This window comes from Geodermatophilus sp. SYSU D00965 (genome assembly GCF_054050075.1).
Genome location: NZ_JBJGYQ010000022.1, coordinates 24,826 through 41,805, shown reverse-complemented (window position 1 = coordinate 41,805; position 16,980 = coordinate 24,826). Strand labels below are relative to the sequence as shown.

Annotated in this window: 17 protein-coding genes; 8 read left to right on the top strand and 9 right to left on the bottom strand. The window is 73.3% G+C overall.

Going from position 1 to position 16,980, the window contains the following annotated elements; all coding sequences use genetic code 11:
* Position 1 precedes the first annotated feature (1 nt).
* From ACI789_RS19315 to ACI789_RS19290, 6 genes are read right to left on the bottom strand one after another with little or no spacing between them, the layout of a single operon-like run.
* On the bottom strand, positions 2-1,330 hold the full coding sequence (locus ACI789_RS19315; protein WP_457010984.1) for a cysteine desulfurase: 1,329 nt from the start codon (positions 1,328-1,330) through the stop codon (positions 2-4).
* Positions 1,327-2,100 carry a Fe-S cluster assembly ATPase SufC gene (gene sufC, locus ACI789_RS19310; RefSeq protein WP_456917284.1) on the bottom strand — a complete coding sequence of 258 codons (774 nt, stop codon included), beginning with the start codon at positions 2,098-2,100 and terminating at the stop codon, positions 1,327-1,329. The genes ACI789_RS19315 and sufC overlap by 4 nt, the downstream gene beginning before the upstream one ends.
* 15 nt (positions 2,101-2,115) lie before the next feature.
* Positions 2,116-2,460 (bottom strand): non-heme iron oxygenase ferredoxin subunit, encoded by a 345-nt coding sequence (locus ACI789_RS19305; RefSeq protein WP_456917283.1) that lies wholly within the window; start codon positions 2,458-2,460, stop codon positions 2,116-2,118.
* Positions 2,457-3,782: a Fe-S cluster assembly protein SufD gene (gene sufD, locus ACI789_RS19300; protein ID WP_457010983.1), complete on the bottom strand. Its 1,326-nt coding sequence runs from the start codon at positions 3,780-3,782 to the stop codon at positions 2,457-2,459. The genes ACI789_RS19305 and sufD overlap by 4 nt, the downstream gene beginning before the upstream one ends.
* On the bottom strand, positions 3,782-5,224 hold the full coding sequence (sufB, locus tag ACI789_RS19295) for a Fe-S cluster assembly protein SufB (protein ID WP_457010982.1): 1,443 nt from the start codon (positions 5,222-5,224) through the stop codon (positions 3,782-3,784). The genes sufD and sufB overlap by 1 nt, the downstream gene beginning before the upstream one ends.
* The gene (locus tag ACI789_RS19290; protein ID WP_457010981.1) at positions 5,221-6,072 is read right to left on the bottom strand and encodes a helix-turn-helix transcriptional regulator; all 852 of its coding nucleotides are present in this window, start codon (positions 6,070-6,072) and stop codon (positions 5,221-5,223) included. Before ACI789_RS19290 ends, sufB begins: the two co-directional genes overlap by 4 nt.
* A gap of 247 nt (positions 6,073-6,319) precedes the next feature.
* On the opposite strand from ACI789_RS19290, the gene ACI789_RS19285 reads away from it, so the two are divergent.
* A complete protein-coding gene (locus tag ACI789_RS19285) occupies positions 6,320-7,231 on the top strand; it encodes a COX15/CtaA family protein (protein WP_457010980.1) in 912 nt (303 codons plus the stop codon).
* Positions 7,232-7,360: 129 nt separating this feature from the next.
* Here ACI789_RS19285 and ACI789_RS19280 read toward each other — a convergent pair whose 3' ends face one another.
* Positions 7,361-8,281, bottom strand: a complete 921-nt coding sequence (locus ACI789_RS19280; RefSeq protein WP_457010979.1) for a heme o synthase — start codon at positions 8,279-8,281, stop codon at positions 7,361-7,363.
* 362 nt (positions 8,282-8,643) lie between these two features.
* On the opposite strand from ACI789_RS19280, the gene tkt reads away from it, so the two are divergent.
* The 7 genes from tkt to ACI789_RS19245 all read left to right on the top strand — a co-directional run bounded on the left by tkt (position 8,644) and on the right by ACI789_RS19245 (position 16,153).
* Complete coding sequence (tkt, locus tag ACI789_RS19275) at positions 8,644-10,857, top strand: transketolase (protein ID WP_457010978.1); 2,214 nt, start codon at positions 8,644-8,646, stop codon at positions 10,855-10,857.
* Between the two features lie 34 nt (positions 10,858-10,891).
* Positions 10,892-11,992: a transaldolase gene (gene tal / locus ACI789_RS19270; RefSeq protein WP_457010977.1), complete on the top strand. Its 1,101-nt coding sequence runs from the start codon at positions 10,892-10,894 to the stop codon at positions 11,990-11,992.
* Positions 11,989-12,123, top strand: coding sequence for a hypothetical protein (locus tag ACI789_RS19265; RefSeq protein ID WP_457010976.1), 135 nt, complete (start codon positions 11,989-11,991; stop codon positions 12,121-12,123). The genes tal and ACI789_RS19265 overlap by 4 nt, the downstream gene beginning before the upstream one ends.
* 73 nt (positions 12,124-12,196) lie before the next feature.
* The gene (gene zwf / locus ACI789_RS19260) at positions 12,197-13,714 is read left to right on the top strand and encodes a glucose-6-phosphate dehydrogenase (protein ID WP_457010975.1); all 1,518 of its coding nucleotides are present in this window, start codon (positions 12,197-12,199) and stop codon (positions 13,712-13,714) included.
* Between the two features lie 31 nt (positions 13,715-13,745).
* Positions 13,746-14,843, top strand: a complete 1,098-nt coding sequence (locus ACI789_RS19255; protein ID WP_457010974.1) for a glucose-6-phosphate dehydrogenase assembly protein OpcA — start codon at positions 13,746-13,748, stop codon at positions 14,841-14,843.
* Positions 14,844-14,892: 49 nt separating this feature from the next.
* A complete protein-coding gene (pgl, locus tag ACI789_RS19250) occupies positions 14,893-15,711 on the top strand; it encodes a 6-phosphogluconolactonase (RefSeq protein ID WP_457010973.1) in 819 nt (272 codons plus the stop codon).
* Between the two features lie 262 nt (positions 15,712-15,973).
* The gene (locus tag ACI789_RS19245) at positions 15,974-16,153 is read left to right on the top strand and encodes a hypothetical protein (protein ID WP_457010972.1); all 180 of its coding nucleotides are present in this window, start codon (positions 15,974-15,976) and stop codon (positions 16,151-16,153) included.
* A gap of 112 nt (positions 16,154-16,265) precedes the next feature.
* Here ACI789_RS19245 and ACI789_RS19240 read toward each other — a convergent pair whose 3' ends face one another.
* Positions 16,266-16,607: an RNA polymerase-binding protein RbpA gene (locus ACI789_RS19240; RefSeq protein ID WP_456917271.1), complete on the bottom strand. Its 342-nt coding sequence runs from the start codon at positions 16,605-16,607 to the stop codon at positions 16,266-16,268.
* 115 nt (positions 16,608-16,722) lie between these two features.
* Positions 16,723-16,956 carry a preprotein translocase subunit SecG gene (gene secG, locus ACI789_RS19235; RefSeq protein ID WP_457010971.1) on the bottom strand — a complete coding sequence of 78 codons (234 nt, stop codon included), beginning with the start codon at positions 16,954-16,956 and terminating at the stop codon, positions 16,723-16,725.
* Positions 16,957-16,980 lie beyond the last annotated feature (24 nt).

The window sequence follows — 16,980 nt, the reverse complement described above, 5'->3', positions numbered from 1 at the left end:
CTCAGCCCTCCTCTACCGGGGCAACACCGAAGAACTGCTGCGCCTTCCGGATCCCGTCGGCCAGCGCGTCGATGTCGTCGTAGCCGGTGTGCACGTAGAACGTCGCGCGGGTCGTGGCCGGGACGCCGTAGCGCCGCACCACCGGCCACGCGCAGTGGTGGCCGACCCGCACCTCGACGCCGAGGTCGTCGAGGACCTGGCCGACGTCGTGCGGGTGGATGCCGTCGACGGTGAAGGAGATGGCGCCGCCGCGGGCCACGGTGTCGGGCGGGCCGACGACCGTGACGCCGGGGATCTCGGCCAACGCCGCCAGCGCGTAGGCGGTGAGCGCCTCCTCGTGCGCGTGCACGTTCTCCATGCCCAGGCGCTGCAGGTACTCGACGGCCGCGGCGAGGCCGATGACCTGGGCGGTCATCGGGACACCGGCCTCGAAGCGCTGCGGCGGGGGCATGAACGTGCTGCCCTCCATCCGCACGACCTCGATCATCGAGCCGCCGGTGAGGAAGGGCGGCAGCGCGTCGAGCACCTCGTAGCGACCCCACAGGACGCCGACGCCCGTGGGCCCGAGCATCTTGTGCCCGGAGAAGACGAGGAAGTCCGCGCCGAGGGCGGCGACGTCGACCGGCTGGTGCGGCACCGACTGGGCGCCGTCGACCAGCACCAGGGCACCGACCTCGTGCGCCCGGGCGACGATCTCCTCCAGCGGGTTGATCGTGCCGAGGATGTTCGACTGCTGGGTGACCGCGACCAGCTTGGTGCGCTCGTTGACCACGGTGGCGAGGTCGGCGAGGTCCAGCCGCCCGTCGTCGGTCAGCCCGAGCCAGCGCAGCGTGGCGCCGGTGCGCTCGCACAGCTGCTGCCAGGGCACCAGGTTGGCGTGGTGCTCCATCTCGGTCACGACGATCTCGTCGCCCTGGCCGACGGCGTACCGGCGGAACTCGGGCTCCTTGGCCGTGGCCGCGTTGGACAGCGCGTAGGCGACCAGGTTGATCGCCTCGGTGCTGTTGCGGGTGAAGACGACCTCCTCGGCCGGCGCGCCGATGAACGCGCCGATCGTGGCCCGCGCCGCCTCGTAGCGGCCGGTCGCCTCCTCCGCCAGCTGGTGCGCGCCCCGGTGGGGCGCGGCGTTGCAGGTCTCGTAGAAGTCCCGCTCGGCGTCCAGGACGCTGCGCGGCTTCTGCGACGTGGCCCCCGAGTCCAGGTAGACCAGCCGCTTCCCGTCGCGGACGGTGCGCGACAGGATCGGGAAGTCCGCCCGGATCGCCTCGACGTCCAGAGGCAGGGGCGCCTTCTGCGCCCCGGTACCGGGACGCGAGACGGTCTGGGTCATGCGGTCGCGACCTCCGTCGAACCCTTGACGTACGCGGCGTAGCCCTCGTTCTCCAGCTTCTCCGCCAGCTCCGGACCGCCCTCCTCGACGATCTTGCCGTTGACGAAGACGTGCACGAAGTCGGGCTTGATGTAGCGCAGGATCCGCGTGTAGTGGGTGATCAGCAGGACGCCGACCTCGCCCTCCTCGCGGGTGCGGTTGACGCCCTCGGAGACGATCCGCAGCGCGTCGACGTCGAGGCCGGAGTCGGTCTCGTCGAGGATCGCGATCGCGGGCTTGAGCAGCCGCATCTGCAGGATCTCGTGGCGCTTCTTCTCGCCGCCGGAGAAGCCCTCGTTGACGTTGCGCTCGGCGAACGCCGGGTCCATCTCCAGGGCCGCCATCTCGGTCTTGACGTCCTTGACCCAGGTGCGCAGCTTGGGAGCCTCGCCCTTGACCGCGGTGGCGGCGGTGCGCAGGAAGTTCGACACCGAGACGCCGGGGACCTCGACCGGGTACTGCATGGCCAGGAACAGGCCGGCCCGGGCGCGCTCGTCGACGCTCATCGCGAGGACGTCCTCGCCGTCGAGGGTCACCGAACCACCGGTGATCGTGTACTTGGGGTGCCCCGCGATCGAGTACGCCAGGGTCGACTTGCCCGACCCGTTCGGCCCCATGATCGCGTGGGTCTCACCGGAGCGGACGGTCAGGTCGACGCCGCGGAGGATCTCCTTGGCGTCGTCGCCCTCGCCCACGGTGACGTGCAGGTCGCGGATCTCCAGCACGGACACTCTTCTTCTCGCTCCTCAGTTGCGGGCCGCGGGGACCTCGGCGTCGACGTCCACGAGGACGTCGTCGCCGTCGACCCGGACCGGGTAGACGGGCACCGGCTCGGTGGCCGGCAGGTTGGTGGGCTCACCGGTGCGCAGGTCGAAGCACGACCCGTGCAGGTAGCACTCGATGGTGGGGGCGCCGTCGAACTCCTCGACGTCGCCGTCGGACAGCGGGACCTCGGCGTGCGAGCAGAGGTCCTCGATCGCGTAGACCTCGCCCTCGAACCGGACGACGGCGACGTCGACGTCCGCGAGCTCGACCCGCAGCGAGCCGTTCTCGGGGACCTCCGACAGCGCGCAGACCCGCTCGAAACTCACGCCTGGACCTCCACCGGCTGGTCGTCCAGCCCGGGGAGGGCGCCGAGGCGGGCCTCGATGGAGCCCATCAGGCGGTCCTGCAGCTCGGGCAGGCCGATGTGCTGGACGACGTCGGCGAAGAAGCCGCGGACGACCAGGCGACGCGCGGTCTCGGCGTCGATCCCGCGCGAGCAGAGGTAGAACAGCTGCTCGTCGTCGAACCGGCCGGTGGCGCTGGCGTGCCCGGCGCCGACGATCTCGCCGGTCTCGATCTCCAGGTTCGGCACCGAGTCGGCGCGGGCGCCGTCGGTCAGCACCAGGTTGCGGTTGAGCTCGTAGGTGTCGGTGCCGGTCGCCGCCGGGCGGATCCGGACGTCGCCGATCCACACCGTGCGCGCCTTCTCACCCTGCAGCGCGCCCTTGTAGAGCACGTTGCTGGTGCAGTTCGGGACGGCGTGGTCGACCCAGAGCCGGTGCTCCTGGTGCTGGGTCTCGTCGGCGAAGTACACGCCGAACAGCTCCGCCGTCCCGCCGGGGCCGGCGTACTGCACGTTGCTCACCAGCCGGACCAGGTCCCCGCCGAGGGTGATCACGACCTGCTTGAACGTGGCGTCGCGGCCGACGACGGCGTCGAACTGGCCGCCGTGCACCGTGCCGGGCGCCCAGTCCTGCACCGAGACCACGGTGACCTGCGCGCCGTCCCCGACGAGGACGGCGACGCCGCCGGAGTACCGGGCGAGGCCGGCGTGGTCGAGGACGACGGTCGCCTTCGCGAACGCGCCGACCTCGACGACCAGCTGGCCCCACACGACCTCGTCGGCACCGGTGCCCGACAGCCGCAGGGTGACCGGGCGGTCGAGCTGGGCCTCGGCCGGCACGCGGACGACGGCGGCGCCGCCGCTGCGCTGCCGGGTGAGGGCGGCCAGCCGGTCGACCGGCTCGGGCAGGCCCTTGATCAGCGGGTCGTCGGCCTCGACGGGGGTGAGCTCGACACCCTCCGGCAGGTCGGTGTCCCACTGCAGGTGCGCGTCGGACGGGCCGCCCTGCAGCAGCGGGCGGATCCGGCGCATCGGGGTGAAGCGCCAGTCCTCCTCGCGGCCGGTCGGCTCGCCGAAGGCCTCGGGGTCGGTCGAGGTGAACCGCTCAGCCGGGGAGCCGGTCGGGGCGGGGCCACCGTGCGAGTGCGCCCCCGGGGTGGCGCGGCCGGCGGTGGCCGTCTCCGAGGCCGGGGTGGTCGGCGGGCCGGCCTGCGCACCCACGCCGGGGGCGAACAGCTCGCCGGCGAGGGTGGCAGGCGCGACCGCGACGTCCTCGGTGGTGCTGGGGGTGTTCTGGTCCGGCATCAGCCGACGGCACCTTCCATCTGCAGCTCGATCAGGCGGTTCAGCTCGAGGGCGTACTCCATGGGCAGCTCGCGGGCGATCGGCTCCACGAAGCCGCGGACCACCATCGCCATCGCCTCGTCCTCGGACAGGCCGCGGCTCATCAGGTAGAAGAGCTGGTCGTCGCTGACCCGGGAGACGGTCGCCTCGTGGCCCATCGCGACGTCGTCCTCGCGGACGTCGACGTAGGGGTAGGTGTCCGACCGGCTGATCGTGTCGACCAGCAGCGCGTCGCACTTCACCGTCGACTTCGAGCCGTGCGCGCCCTCGTCGATCTGGACCAGGCCGCGGTAGGAGGTGCGGCCGCCGCCGCGGGCCACCGACTTCGACACGATCGTCGAGGAGGTGTTGGGCGCGGCGTGCACCATCTTGGCGCCGGCGTCCTGGTGCTGGCCCTCGCCGGCGAAGGCGATGGAGAGCACCTCGCCCTTGGCGTGCTCGCCGGTCATCCAGACCGCGGGGTACTTCATGGTGACCTTGGAGCCGAGGTTGCCGTCGATCCACTCCATGGTCGCGCCCTCGTGGGCGATCGCCCGCTTGGTGACCAGGTTGTAGACGTTGTTCGACCAGTTCTGGATGGTCGTGTACCGGCAGCGCGCGTTCTTCTTCACGATGATCTCGACGACCGCGGAGTGCAGCGAGTCCGACTTGTAGATCGGCGCCGTGCAGCCCTCGACGTAGTGCACGTAGGCGCCCTCGTCGACGATGATCAGCGTCCGCTCGAACTGGCCCATGTTCTCGGTGTTGATCCGGAAGTAGGCCTGCAGCGGGATCTCCACCTGCACGCCCTTGGGCACGTAGATGAAGGAGCCACCCGACCACACCGCGGTGTTCAGCGCGGCGAACTTGTTGTCGCCGGACGGGATGACCGAGCCGAAGTACTCCTTGAAGAGGTCCTCGTGCTCCTTGAGCGCGGTGTCGGTGTCGAGGAAGACGACGCCCTGCTCCTCGAGGTCCTCACGGATCTTGTGGTAGACGACCTCGGACTCGTACTGGGCGGCGACACCGGCGATCAGCCGCTGCTTCTCGGCCTCCGGGATGCCCAGCTTGTCGTAGGTGTTCTTGATGTCCTCGGGCAGCTCGTCCCACGACGTGGCCTGCTGCTCGGTCGAGCGGACGAAGTACTTGATGTTCTGGAAGTCGATGCCGGACAGGTCCGACCCCCAGTCGGGCATGGGCTTGCGGTCGAACAGCTTGAGGGCCTTGAGCCGCCGCTCGAGCATCCACTCGGGCTCGTTCTTGCGGCGCGAGATGTCCCGGACGACGTCCTCGTCCAGGCCTCGACGGGCCGACGCCCCGGCGACGTCGGCGTCAGCCCAGCCGTACTGGTAGCGGCCGAGCTGCTCGATCTGCTCGTCCTGCGTCAGCGGCGTGCTGCTCACCGGCTGCTGGGTGCTGGTCATGCGGGCGTCCTCTCCCGGGTCTTCGTCAGGGTGGAGCTGGTGGACGGTGCGGTGCGCTGGGTGGCCGGATCCGGCCGCGCTCCCCGCTCACCTGGTACAGGGCGCACGGGGGTCGATCTGTTCCCCCCGCGCGTGTGAGCAACGCCCCCGATCCGGACCGGGCCGGGGATGTGGGTGGTGCAGACGCCGTCGCCGTGGGCGATCGTCGCCAGGCGCTGTACGTGCGTACCCACCAGGCGGCCGATCACCGCCGTCTCGGCCTCGCACAGTTGCGGGAACTCCGCCGCCACGTGCGCCACCGGGCAGTGGTGCTGGCAGAGCTGCCCGCCGCTGGAGATCGCCGAGGCCGAGGCAGCGTAGCCCTCGGCCGTCAGCGCCTCGGCGAGCACCTGGGCGCGGTCGACGGGGGCGCCGGACCCGGCGGCCTGCTCGACCGCGGTCGAGCAGCGCCGTTCGAGGCCGGACAGCTGCTGCTCGGCCACCGCCCGGACCGCCTCGGGTCCGCCCTGCGCGGCGACGAACCGCAGCGCGGTGAGCGCGAGGTCGTCGTAGGCGTGCGGGAAGTCCGCGCGGCCGGCGTCGGTCAGGTGGAACAGCCGGGCCGGACGGCCGCGGCCGCGCGGAGCGCCCGTGGCGTGCCGCTCCTCGGCCCGGCCGGCGGCCACCAGGGCGTCGAGGTGCCGGCGGACGGCGGTCGGCGAGACCCCCAGCCGGCCGGCGAGCTCCGTCGCCGTCTGGGGGCCGTGCTCGAGCAGCAGCGCGGTGACGCGGTGGCGCGTGCGCCGGTCGTCGACGGCCGCCGACGACCGGGACGAACCCCTGTCCGCCTGCACCCGGTCGGTTTCCACAACACAAGTGTTGCCTATTTCCGCGAGCCTGCAAGCAAGGCTGACCTAACTGAAGGACCCCGCCCCCCTCACCCCTCGCAGGCTCGGGGGCGAGCCTCCGGGCGGGGCCACGTCGGGCGCGGGACCTGCGGCGATGGCCGGACGCGGGACCGCGGGCCGGTCTGTGACCAGGACCTCACCCGCCCCTGCCCACCGAGTCCCCCGTCGGCCCGGGAGCAGCCGCCGCGGCACCGCCTAGCATCGGGACGTGCCGGTCTCCCCTGCCGTCGTCTCGCGGATCGCCCTCGCCAACGCCGTCGCCAACGGCGCCATCGTGCTCACCGGCGGAGCGGTCCGGCTGACCGGCTCGGGTCTGGGCTGCCCGACCTGGCCGCGCTGCACCGACGCGAGCTTCGTGGCCACCCCGGAGCTGGCCGGGCACGGCGTCATCGAGTTCGGCAACCGGCTGCTGACCTTCGTCCTGGCCGCGGTCGCGATCGCCACCGTGGTCGCGGTGTTCCGCTCGGCGCGGCGGGACCTGCGCCGCCTCGCCGTCCTCTCCTTCCTCGGCATCCCGGCGCAGGCGCTGCTCGGCGGCGTCACCGTGCTCACGGGACTGAACCCGTGGACGGTGGCGGCCCACTTTCTGCTCTCGTCGGTCCTGGTGGCCCTGACGACGGTGCTGTGGCTGCGCTCCCGCGAGCCGGGGGTCGGCCAGCCACTGGTGCGCCGCCCGTTCGCGCTGCTGGTGACCGGCATCGGCGTGGCCACGGCCGCCGTCCTGGTGCTCGGCACCGTGGTGACCGGCAGCGGCCCGCACAGCGGCGACCCCGGGGCCGGCCGCACCGGCTTCGACCCCGAGCTGGTCAGCCAGCTGCACGCCGACGTCGTCTTCCTGCTGCTCGGCCTGACCGTGGCGCTGCTGGTCGCCCTCTACGCCACCGACTCCCCCGGCCGCGTGAAGCGGGCCGCCCGCGACCTGCTGGTGGTGCAGCTGCTGCAGGGCGTCGTCGGCTACGTGCAGTACTTCACCCACCTGCCGGTGGTCCTGGTGCTGCTGCACATGCTGGGCGCGGTGCTGGTCACGGCGTTCACCGCCCGGCTGGTCTGGTCGGTGCGCGGCCCGGCGTCCGAGCTGCCGCTGGAGACCACCTCCGTCCCCGCGCCCGCCGCCCGCTGAGGGCCGACCCGGCCGGGCAGCCGGGCGAGCACCTCCCCCGAGGCGCCGAGTGGCGAGTTGCCGTGCTCTCAACCGCAGGGAGACCACGGCGACCCGCCACTCGAGGGGGCGGGACGGCCGAGCGGCCGGTCAGACCAGGACGTCGATGATGATCGCGACCGACAGCAGCGTCATGTACGAGATCGAGATGTGGAACAGCTGCATCGGCCGGGTCGCGGCGCCGGACGTGATGCGCCGGAGCAGCCGGTGCGCCTCGAAGGCGAACCACAGGCCCAGGCCCGCGGCGGCCGCGGTGTAGACCCAGCCGATGCCGGTCGCCGCGCCCGCCGGCCACAGCAGCAGCGAGACGGCGACGGTCAGCCAGGTCCAGACGACGGTCTGCCGGCCCACCGACAGCGGGGTGGCCACCACCGGCAGCATCGGGACCTCGGCGCGGGCGTAGTCGGACCGGAACCGCATCGCCAGCGCCCAGAAGTGCGGCAGCTGCCAGCAGAAGACGACGCCGAAGAAGACCACCGCCGGCCAGGCCAGCGACCCGGTCACCGCGGCCCACCCGATGAGCACCGGTGCTGCACCGGGCACGCCGCCGAACAGCGTCGAGTGCCGGGTGTGCCGCTTGAGCACCATCGTGTAGACGACCGCGTAGTAGACGATCGCGCCCAGCGCCAGCACGGCGGCCAGCGGCGTGGTCGTGGCCGCCAGCAGCGCGACCGACAGCACGGTCAGGACCAGCCCGAAGACCAGCGCCCCGCGCGGGCTCACCTCACCCATCGGCAGCGGCCGGCGCTCGGTGCGGTGCATGAGCCGGTCGATGTCGCGGTCGTACCAGCAGTTGAAGACGTTGGCCGCGCCGGCGGCGAGGGTGCCGCCGACCATCGTGGCCAGCAGCAGCCGCCAGGTCGGCCAGCCGTGCGCGGCGAGCATCATCGCCGGCACCGTCGTCACCAGCAGCAGCTCGATGATCCGCGGCTTGGTCAGGGCGACGTAGGCCTTGACCGTGGTGGAGAGGCGGCGGGCCTGGACGGCCGGCCGCTCGGAGAGCGCGGTCACCGCGAGGCTCCGGTCGTGCGGAGGCGTGGGGAGGGCACCACCGGGCACCAGGACAGCACGGGGTCCCTTCCGAGCGGGGACAGCAGAACGGGTCAACTGTAGCCCGCGCCCCCTCCGCCGGCCGGTGGGCATGACCAGGGTCTCGTTCCCCGGCGAGCCGACTAGGGTCGATCACGTTGGTGCTGCGCACGCAGCGGGTAGGGCGGACGTCGACGACGACGGTGCGTCCAGGTCCAGCGCGTCGATCCGATGCGCGGGTGGCCGGTCGCTGGAGCCGCGCACCGTCGTCCGCCCGCGGCCGGTCGGTCCACACCGTCCCGGGCGGTCCCGCAACCGGTCGACCCCCGAGGAGCACGCGAGACATGGGAACCCAGAGCACCGAGTCCGAGGCCCCGGCCGAGGCCGCGACCGACACCCCGACCGGCAACCCGTCCCAGCCGAACCCGACCCTGCCGGAGGGCTTCGGGGACCTCGACCGGCGCGCGATCGACACCGTGCGGGTCCTGGCGATGGACGCCGTGCAGAAGGTCGGCAACGGCCACCCGGGGACGGCGATGAGCATGGCCCCGACCGCCTACCTGCTGTTCCACAAGTGGCTGCGGCACGACCCCAGCGACCCGAACTGGGTCGCCCGCGACCGCTTCGTGCTGTCGATGGGCCACTCCAGCCTGACGCTGTACATCCAGCTGTTCCTCTCGGGCTACGGCCTGGAGCTGGCCGACCTGGAGGCGCTGCGCACCTGGGGCTCGAAGACCCCGGGCCACCCCGAGGTCAACCACACCCCCGGCGTGGAGACAACCACCGGCCCGCTGGGTCAGGGCGTCGGCAACGCGGTGGGCATGGCGATGGCCGCCCGGCGCGAGCGCGGCCTGCTCGACCCCGACGCCCCCGAGGGCGAGAGCCTCTTCGACCACACCATCTGGTGCTTCGCCTCCGACGGCGACATGGAGGAGGGCGTCAGCGGCGAGGCCTCGTCGCTGGCCGGCACCCAGCAGCTCGGCAACCTCGTGTTGGTCTACGACGACAACCGCATCTCCATCGAGGACGACACGAACGTCGCCTTCACCGAGGACGTCGGCAAGCGCTACGAGGCCTACGGCTGGCACGTCCAGCACGTCGACGACGGCGAGGACCTCGCCGCGATCGACGCCGCCTTCGCCGCGGCCAAGGCCGAGACCGGCCGGCCGTCGCTCGTCGTGCTCCGGACCATCATCGCCTGGCCCGCGCCGAACAAGCAGAACACCGGCGCCTCCCACGGCTCGGCGCTCGGCGCCGACGAGGTCGCCGCGACCAAGCGGATCCTCGGGTTCGACCCGGACGAGACCTTCGAGGTCGACCCGCAGGTCCTCGAGCACGCCCGGTCGGTCGTCGAGGAGGGCCGCAAGGAGCACGCCGCGTGGCAGGAGCGCTTCGACGCCTGGCGGGAGCAGAACCCGGAGCGGGCCGCGTTGCTGGAGCGGATGACCACGCGCACCCTGCCCGAGGGCTTCGCCGCCGACCTGCCGAGCTGGGACGCCGACCCCAAGGGCGTGGCCACCCGCAAGGCCTCCGGCGAGGTGCTGGCCAAGCTCTACCCGGTGCTGCCGGAGCTGTGGGGCGGCTCGGCCGACCTGGCGGAGAGCAACAACACCGCGGTCAAGGGCGAACCGTCGTTCCTCCCGGCCGACCGGCAGACGAAGATGTGGTCCGGCGGCCCCTACGGCCGCACGCTGCACTTCGGCGTCCGGGAGCACGCGATGGGCGCCGTCATGAACGGCATCGCCCTGCACGGCGGGACCCGCGTGTACGGCGGCACGTTCCTCACCTTCTCCGACTACATGCGCGGCGCGGTCCGGCTGGCCGCGCTCATGCAGCTGCCGGTCATCTACGTGTGGACCCACGACTCGATCGGCCTGGGCGAGGACGGCCCGACCCACCAGCCGATCGAGCACTTCGCCGCGCTGCGCGCCATGCCGGGGCTGGACGTCGTCCGGCCCGCGGACGCCAACGAGGTCGCCGTCGCCTGGCGGACGATCCTGGAGCACAACGACCGGCCGGCCGGCCTGCTGCTGTCCCGGCAGAACCTGCCCGTCTTCGACCGGACGGCGTTCGCCTCCGCCGAGGGCGTGGCCCGCGGCGCCTACGTCCTGGCCGACGCCTCGGACGGCGAGCCGCAGGTGATCCTGCTCGGCACCGGCTCGGAGGTGCAGATCGCCGTGGCCGCCCGCGAGCGGCTCGAGGCCGAGGGCGTGCCGACCCGGGTGGTCTCGGTGCCCTGCGTCGAGTGGTTCGCCGACCAGGACCAGGCGTACAAGGACGAGGTGCTCCCGCCGTCGGTCCGCGCCCGGGTCAGCGTCGAGGCGGGCGTGCCGATGGGCTGGCGCGAGTTCGTCGGGGACGCCGGCCGGATCGTCGGCCTCACCCACTACGGGGCCAGCGCCGCCTACTCCGTGCTCTACGAGCAGTTCGGCCTGACCGACGAGGCGGTGGTCACCGCCGCGCGCGAGAGCATCGAGGCAGCCAGGTCGGGCGCCGCCGTCCCGGCCGGTCCCGTGCCGGCCACGGGCGGGCTCCCCCACCCCACCGGCGACCGCTGAACCACCCACCGAAACGCCCGGAAGGGGCCTGAAGATGGCACAGAACGAGAAGCTGGCCGAGCTGTCGGCGGCCGGGGTTGCCGTGTGGCTCGACGACCTGTCCCGCGACCGCATCCGCAGCGGCAACCTCCAGTCGCTGGTCGACGAGCACAGCGTCGTCGGCGTGACGACCAACCCGACGATCTTCGCCGCGGCGATCAGCGGGTCGGAGTCCTACGACGACCAGTTGCACGCCCTCGCCGTCCGGCGGGTGAGCGTCGAGGAGGCGCTGCGCACCATCACCGCCGCCGACGTGCGGGACGCCTGCGACCTGCTGGCGCCGGTGGCCCAGCGGCAGCCCGGTGACGGCCGCGTCTCCCTGGAGGTCGCGCCCGGCCTGGCGCACGACACCGACGCGACCGCGGCCGAGGCCGCGCACCTGTGGTGGCTGGTCGACCGGCCGAACCTGTACATCAAGATCCCGGCGACCGAGGCCGGCCTGCCGGCCATCACGACGTCCATCAGCCGGGGCATCAGCGTCAACGTCACCCTGATCTTCAGCCTCGAGCGGTACCGGGCGGTCATGGACGCCTACCTCTCCGGGCTGGAGAAGCGGGTGGCCGAGGGCGGGTCGCTCGACGGCATCGCGTCGGTGGCGTCGTTCTTCGTCTCCCGCGTGGACTCCGAGATCGACAAGCGGCTGGACAAGGCAGGGGCGGACGCCTCGCTCAAGGGCAAGGCGGCGCTGGCCAACGCGCAGCTGGCCTACCAGGCCTACGAGGAGGTCTTCTCCTCCGACCGCTGGAAGGCGCTGGAGGCCCAGGGCGCCCGCCCCCAGCGGCCGCTGTGGGCCTCGACCGGGGTGAAGAACCCCGAGTACCCGGACACCATGTACGTGAGCGAGCTGGTCGCCCCCGGCACGGTCAACACGATGCCGGAGAAGACCCTCATGGCCTACGCCGACCACGGCAGCGCCGGCACGCCCGTGCAGAAGACCTACGAGGACGCCGCGGCGACGATGACGGCGATCGCCGACGCCGGCGTCGACCTCGACGACGTCTTCCGGGTGCTCGAGGACGAGGGTGTGCAGAAGTTCGTCGACTCCTGGGACGAGCTCACCGAGTCGGTGCGCACCCAGCTCCAGGACAAGGCGTGACGTCCGGGCCCTCCCTCGCCGGGGGCGACGTCCCCCATCCCATCCGGTCCCGGCCGGCCGGGGACGCCGTCCCCGGCCGGCCGGTCCGGCTGCCGGGCGCGCTGCCCCGCGCCGCGGGGCCGGTGGAGTAGACCTGTACCGCCCCACCGTCCGGTCCACCGCCGCGCCGGACGTCGGCTCCCTCTCCCACCCCGAGGACGGACGATGATCCCCAACCCGCTGCGTGATCCGCGGGACCGGCGGCTGCCCCGTGTGCCCGAGCCGTGCGCACTGGTGGTCTTCGGCATCACCGGCGACCTGGCCCGCAAGAAGCTGCTGCCGGCGGTCTACGACCTGGCCAACCGCGGGCTGCTGCCGACCAACTTCGCCCTGCTCGGCTTCGCCCGCCGCGACTGGGGTGACACGGACTTCGCCGAGCTCGCCCGCGACGCGGCCCGCAAGGCCGCCCGCACGCCGTGGCGCGAGGAGGTCTGGGAGCGGCTGGCCGGCAGCGTCCGGTTCGTCCAGGGCTCGTTCGACGACGACAACGCCTTCGACCAGCTCGCCGCCACCCTCGGGGAGCTGGAGGGCAGCCACGGCATCGGCGGGAACGCGGCGTTCTACCTCTCCATCCCCCCGGCGATGTTCCCGGTGGTGCTCAAGCAGATGCAGCGCACGGGCATGGCCGACAGCACGCCCGACCGCTGGCGGCGGGTGGTCGTGGAGAAGCCGTTCGGCACCGACCTGGCCTCCAGCCGCCAGCTCAACGCGCTGGTCGACTCGGTGTTCACCGCCGACGACGTCTTCCGCATCGACCACTACCTGGGCAAGGAGACCGTCCAGAACCTGCTGGCGCTGCGGTTCGCCAACACCCTGTTCGAGCCCGTCTGGAACGGCCACCACGTCGACTCGGTGCAGATCACGATGGCCGAGGACGTCGGCATCGGCGGGCGGGCGCAGTTCTACGAGCAGACCGGCGCCGCCCGGGACGTGCTGCAGAACCACCTGCTGCAGCTGCTGGCGCTCACCGCGATGGAGGAGCCGGTCGAGTTCTCCGCGGAGGAGATCCGCACCGAGAAGCTCAAGGTGCTGCGCGCCGTCTCGCTCCCCGACGACCTGGGCACCTTCGCCGTCCGCGGGCAGTACGAGCAGGGCTGGCTGGCCGGGCAGCGGGCCAACGGCTACCGGCAGGAGGAGGGCGTCGACGCGCACTCGACGACCGAGACCTACGCCGCCGTCCGGCTGGGCGTGGAGACCCGGCGATGGGCCGGCGTGCCGTTCTACCTGCGCACCGGCAAGCGGCTGCCGCGGCGGGTCACCGAGATCGCGCTGGTGTTCAAGCGGGCGCCGCACCTGCCCTTCGCCGACACCGACACCGAGGAGCTGGGCAACAACCAGCTCGTCGTGCGCGTCCAGCCCGACGAGGGGGTCACCCTCAAGTTCGGGTCCAAGGTGCCCGGCAGCGTCATGGAGGTCCGCGACGTGTCGATGGACTTCCTCTACGGCGAGCAGTTCACCGAGGCCAGCCCGGAGGCCTACGAGCGGCTCCTGCTCGACGTCCTGCTGGGCGACGCGACGCTGTTCCCGCGCAACGCCGAGGTGGAGGCCTCCTGGTCGGTGATCGACCCGCTGGAGGAGTTCTGGGCCGGCACCACGCCGCACCCGTACCGGGCCGGCGAGTGGGGTCCGCGGGCGGCCGACGAGATGCTCGCCGCCGAGGGACGCCGGTGGCGGCGACCGTGACCGTCCCGTCCGTGCGATCCGAGGAGACCCGATGACGACCCTGTGGGACACCACCGGCTCCGCCGTGGTCAAGGAGCTGGCCGCCCAGCGGCGCACCGGCGGCGCGGTGCTCTCCGGGGTGGCGCTGACCCTGGTGGTCGTGGCCGACGAGGGGCGGGTGGCCGAGGCCGAGGAGGCCGCCACCGCCGCCGCCGAGCAGCACCCCTGCCGACTGCTGATCGTCGTCCGCCGTCAGATCGAGGCGCCGACGCCCCGGCTGGACGCCGAGGTGCTGATCGGCGGCCGGCTCGGGCCCGGCGAGGCCGTGGTCATGCGGATGTACGGCCGGCTGGCGCTGCACGCCGAGTCGGTGGTGCTGCCGCTGCTGGCCGCCGACGCCCCCGTCGTCACCTGGTGGCACGGCACCCCGCCCGACCGGCTGTGCACCGACGCGCTGGCGGTCATCGCCGATCGCCGGATCACCGACTCCTCCCTCGCCGACGACCAGCTGGCCGCGCTGCGCACCCGCGCCGACGACTACGCCCCCGGCGACACCGACCTGGCCTGGACGCGCAGCACGCCCTGGCGGTCCACCCTCACCTCGACGCTCGACTCGGTCGCCGGGCGTCGCGGCGACGCGGTGCGGGTGCTGGGCGGCCGGGTCGAGGGCGCCCCCGGCTCCGCGACCGCCCGGCTGCTGGCCGGGTGGCTCAGCGCCCGCTGCGGCTGCGCCGTCGACGTCGTCGAGGGCGAGCGGCGGCCGGGGCCGAGCGGGGTCTCCTCCGTCGTCCTGCAGCTCGACCAGGACGAGGAGGTCCAGGTCACCGCCGACCGCCGGGGAGGTGCGGTCATCGCCCAGCCCTACCGTCCCGAGGCGATGGTGGCCCTGCCCGACCGGCAGCTCGGTGACCTGGTCGGTGAGGAGCTGCGCCGCCTGGACCCCGACGAGCCGTTCGCGGAGGCCCTGGAGGCCACCACCGGCGTTCCCGGGCTCTCCGAGCGCTCGCCCGTGCGGGAGCACGTGTGGTTCGACCCCGCGCGGACGCAGGGCGGGGACGGCGAGCCGCTGCCCACCGTGCCGGAGGACTCCCAGGGCGCCGAGGAGGTCGCCGAGCACGGCGAGCGCAACGCCGAGGAGGTCGTCCCGTGACCGAGCCGGCGAGGTCGCTCAGGGGCCCGAGCGTCAACGAGGTCGACTCGTGAGCCTGCCGCCCGGTGAGCGGGTCGCCGCCGAGCTGGCGGCGGAGGGCCGGCCGGTTCCCGACATCGTGATCGAGCCCGACGCCTACCGGCTCGCCCGGGCGGTCGCCTCCGCGCTGGTCGCCCGGCTGGCGGCCGCGCAGGCGGTGCACGACACCGCCTCGGTGGTGCTCACCGGCGGCGGGATCGGCACCGCCGTCCTCGAGCGGGTGGCCGCCCTGGCGGCCGAGCCGGAGCGGGAGCGGGTCGACTGGACGGCGGTGGACGTCTGGTGGGGCGACGAGCGGTTCGTCCCCGCGGGCCACGACGAGCGCAACGAGACCGGCGCGCGGCGGGCCCTGCTCGACCCCGTCGGCGTGCCGCCCGAGCGCGTGCACGCCATGCCCGCGTCGGACGCCGGGTTCGCCGAGCCCGAGGACGCCGCCGCCTGGTACGCCGAGCAGCTCGCCTCCGCGGCACCCCCGGGTGCCCAGCTGCCCCGCATCGACGTGCTGCTGCTGGGCATGGGCCCCGAGGGGCACGTGGCGTCGATCTTCCCGGAGTCGCCGGCCGCGTCCGACGAGCGGCTGGTGGTCGCCGTGCGGGACTGCCCGAAGCCGCCGCCGACGCGGACCAGCCTCGGCTTCGCCGCGATCAACTCCGCCGAGGAGATCTGGTTGCTGGTGTCCGGGGAGGCGAAGGCCGCTGCGGTCGCCGCGGCGCTGCGCGGGGACGTCGGCCCCCTGCAGCTCCCCGCAGCCGGCGTGCACGGCCGGCGGGCCACCCGCTGGCTGCTGGACGCCGCTGCCGCGAGCGAGCTGGAGCCGCCCGCCGGCTGACCCGCCGAGACGGTCGGCGCGGCCGGCGACGTCAGTGCGGTCGGCGACTTCGGTGTGGTCGGCGACCACCGTCCGCAGGCGTGCCCGTCCGCCGGGGCGAGCGACGCGCTGTGCCCGGCGCTCCGTGTCCCTGGTCCCTGGTCCGGCCGGACCCGGCGGAGCACACTGCCGGTCGCGGCCGCTGCAAGCAGATCGCAGGCGGGACGCCAGAATCCGACGGCACGGTGACCGAGCTCCGTCGGCCACACCTCCGGAGACCCCCATGACGCTCCCCGCCACGACGATCCCCCAGCCCGCCCGTGCCGAGGACGTCCTCGGGGACGTCGCGACCCAGGAGGGCACCGGGCGCGGCCGGCACCACGTCGGGTGCTACTGGGACCTGGAGCAGGCGGCGTGGGTGCCACACACCCCGGTCCCGGTCCCCCGTCCGCCGATGGACTGAGCAGCGTCAGGTGCCGCGGGCCCCGGCTCGGAGCCCGCGGCACCCGTGCGAGGCTCGCCGGCCCCCTGCCGGGTCCCGCCGCGAGCCTGCGAGCAGGGGGCGAGGTCCTCTCTCAGGCGCCGCGGCGGGCCCGCAGCTTGGCGAGGGCCTCCTCGAGGAGCGCGTCGCCGTCAGCGTCGGTGCGCCGCTCGCGCACGTAGGCCAGGTGGGTCTTGTACGGCTCGGTGCGGGGTGCCGGCGGCGGGGCGGCCTGGTCCTGGCCGGCGGGCAGCCCGCAACGCGGGCAGTCCCACAGGTCCGGCACCTCGGCGTCACTGGCGAAGGCGACCCGGGTCTCGTGCCCCTGGGTGCACCAGAAGGCGATGCGGCGGCGAGGCGCGGTCTCACCGCGCTCGGCCTCCCCCATCGGCCCCGCGCCGACTCGCGTGCCCCGGATCGCGTTACCACCAGCCACGAGCGCTCCCTGTGTCTTCGAGAGGTCTGCGGCGTCGACCGGCCGCGCGGGCAGTCTAGGGCCTGGACAGCGAGATTCCGCTCACCTTTCCCACGAGGAACACGCGTCGCGCTGGTCAGACCTTGAGCAGGATCCCGAGGCCGACGATGCAGACGGCCCAGACGAGGCCGGTGAAGACCGTCAGGCGGTTGAGGTTCTTCTCCACCACGGAGGACCCGGACAGCTGCGAGGACACCGCGCCACCGAACATCGAGGACAGGCCCCCGCCCTTGCCCCGGTGCAGCAGGATCAGCACCACGAGGAGCGCGCTGGTGAGCACCAGCAGCACGTTGAGGACCAGCTCGATCATGCGTCGAGGGTAACCGACCGCGCA

Excerpts from the sequence above, each read along its gene's own strand:
- ACI789_RS19315 (WP_457010984.1), bottom strand. The coding sequence starts at position 1,330 with ATGACCCAGACCGTCTCGCGTCCCGGTACCGGGGCGCAGAAGGCGCCC.
- sufD (WP_457010983.1), bottom strand. The coding sequence starts at position 3,782 with ATGCCGGACCAGAACACCCCCAGCACCACCGAGGACGTCGCGGTCGCG.
- sufB (WP_457010982.1), bottom strand. The coding sequence starts at position 5,224 with ATGACCAGCACCCAGCAGCCGGTGAGCAGCACGCCGCTGACGCAGGAC.
- tkt (WP_457010978.1), top strand. The coding sequence starts at position 8,644 with ATGGGAACCCAGAGCACCGAGTCCGAGGCCCCGGCCGAGGCCGCGACC.
- tal (WP_457010977.1), top strand. The coding sequence starts at position 10,892 with ATGGCACAGAACGAGAAGCTGGCCGAGCTGTCGGCGGCCGGGGTTGCC.
- zwf (WP_457010975.1), top strand. The coding sequence starts at position 12,197 with ATGATCCCCAACCCGCTGCGTGATCCGCGGGACCGGCGGCTGCCCCGT.
- ACI789_RS19255 (WP_457010974.1), top strand. The coding sequence starts at position 13,746 with ATGACGACCCTGTGGGACACCACCGGCTCCGCCGTGGTCAAGGAGCTG.
- ACI789_RS19245 (WP_457010972.1), top strand. The coding sequence starts at position 15,974 with ATGACGCTCCCCGCCACGACGATCCCCCAGCCCGCCCGTGCCGAGGAC.
- secG (WP_457010971.1), bottom strand. The coding sequence starts at position 16,956 with ATGATCGAGCTGGTCCTCAACGTGCTGCTGGTGCTCACCAGCGCGCTC.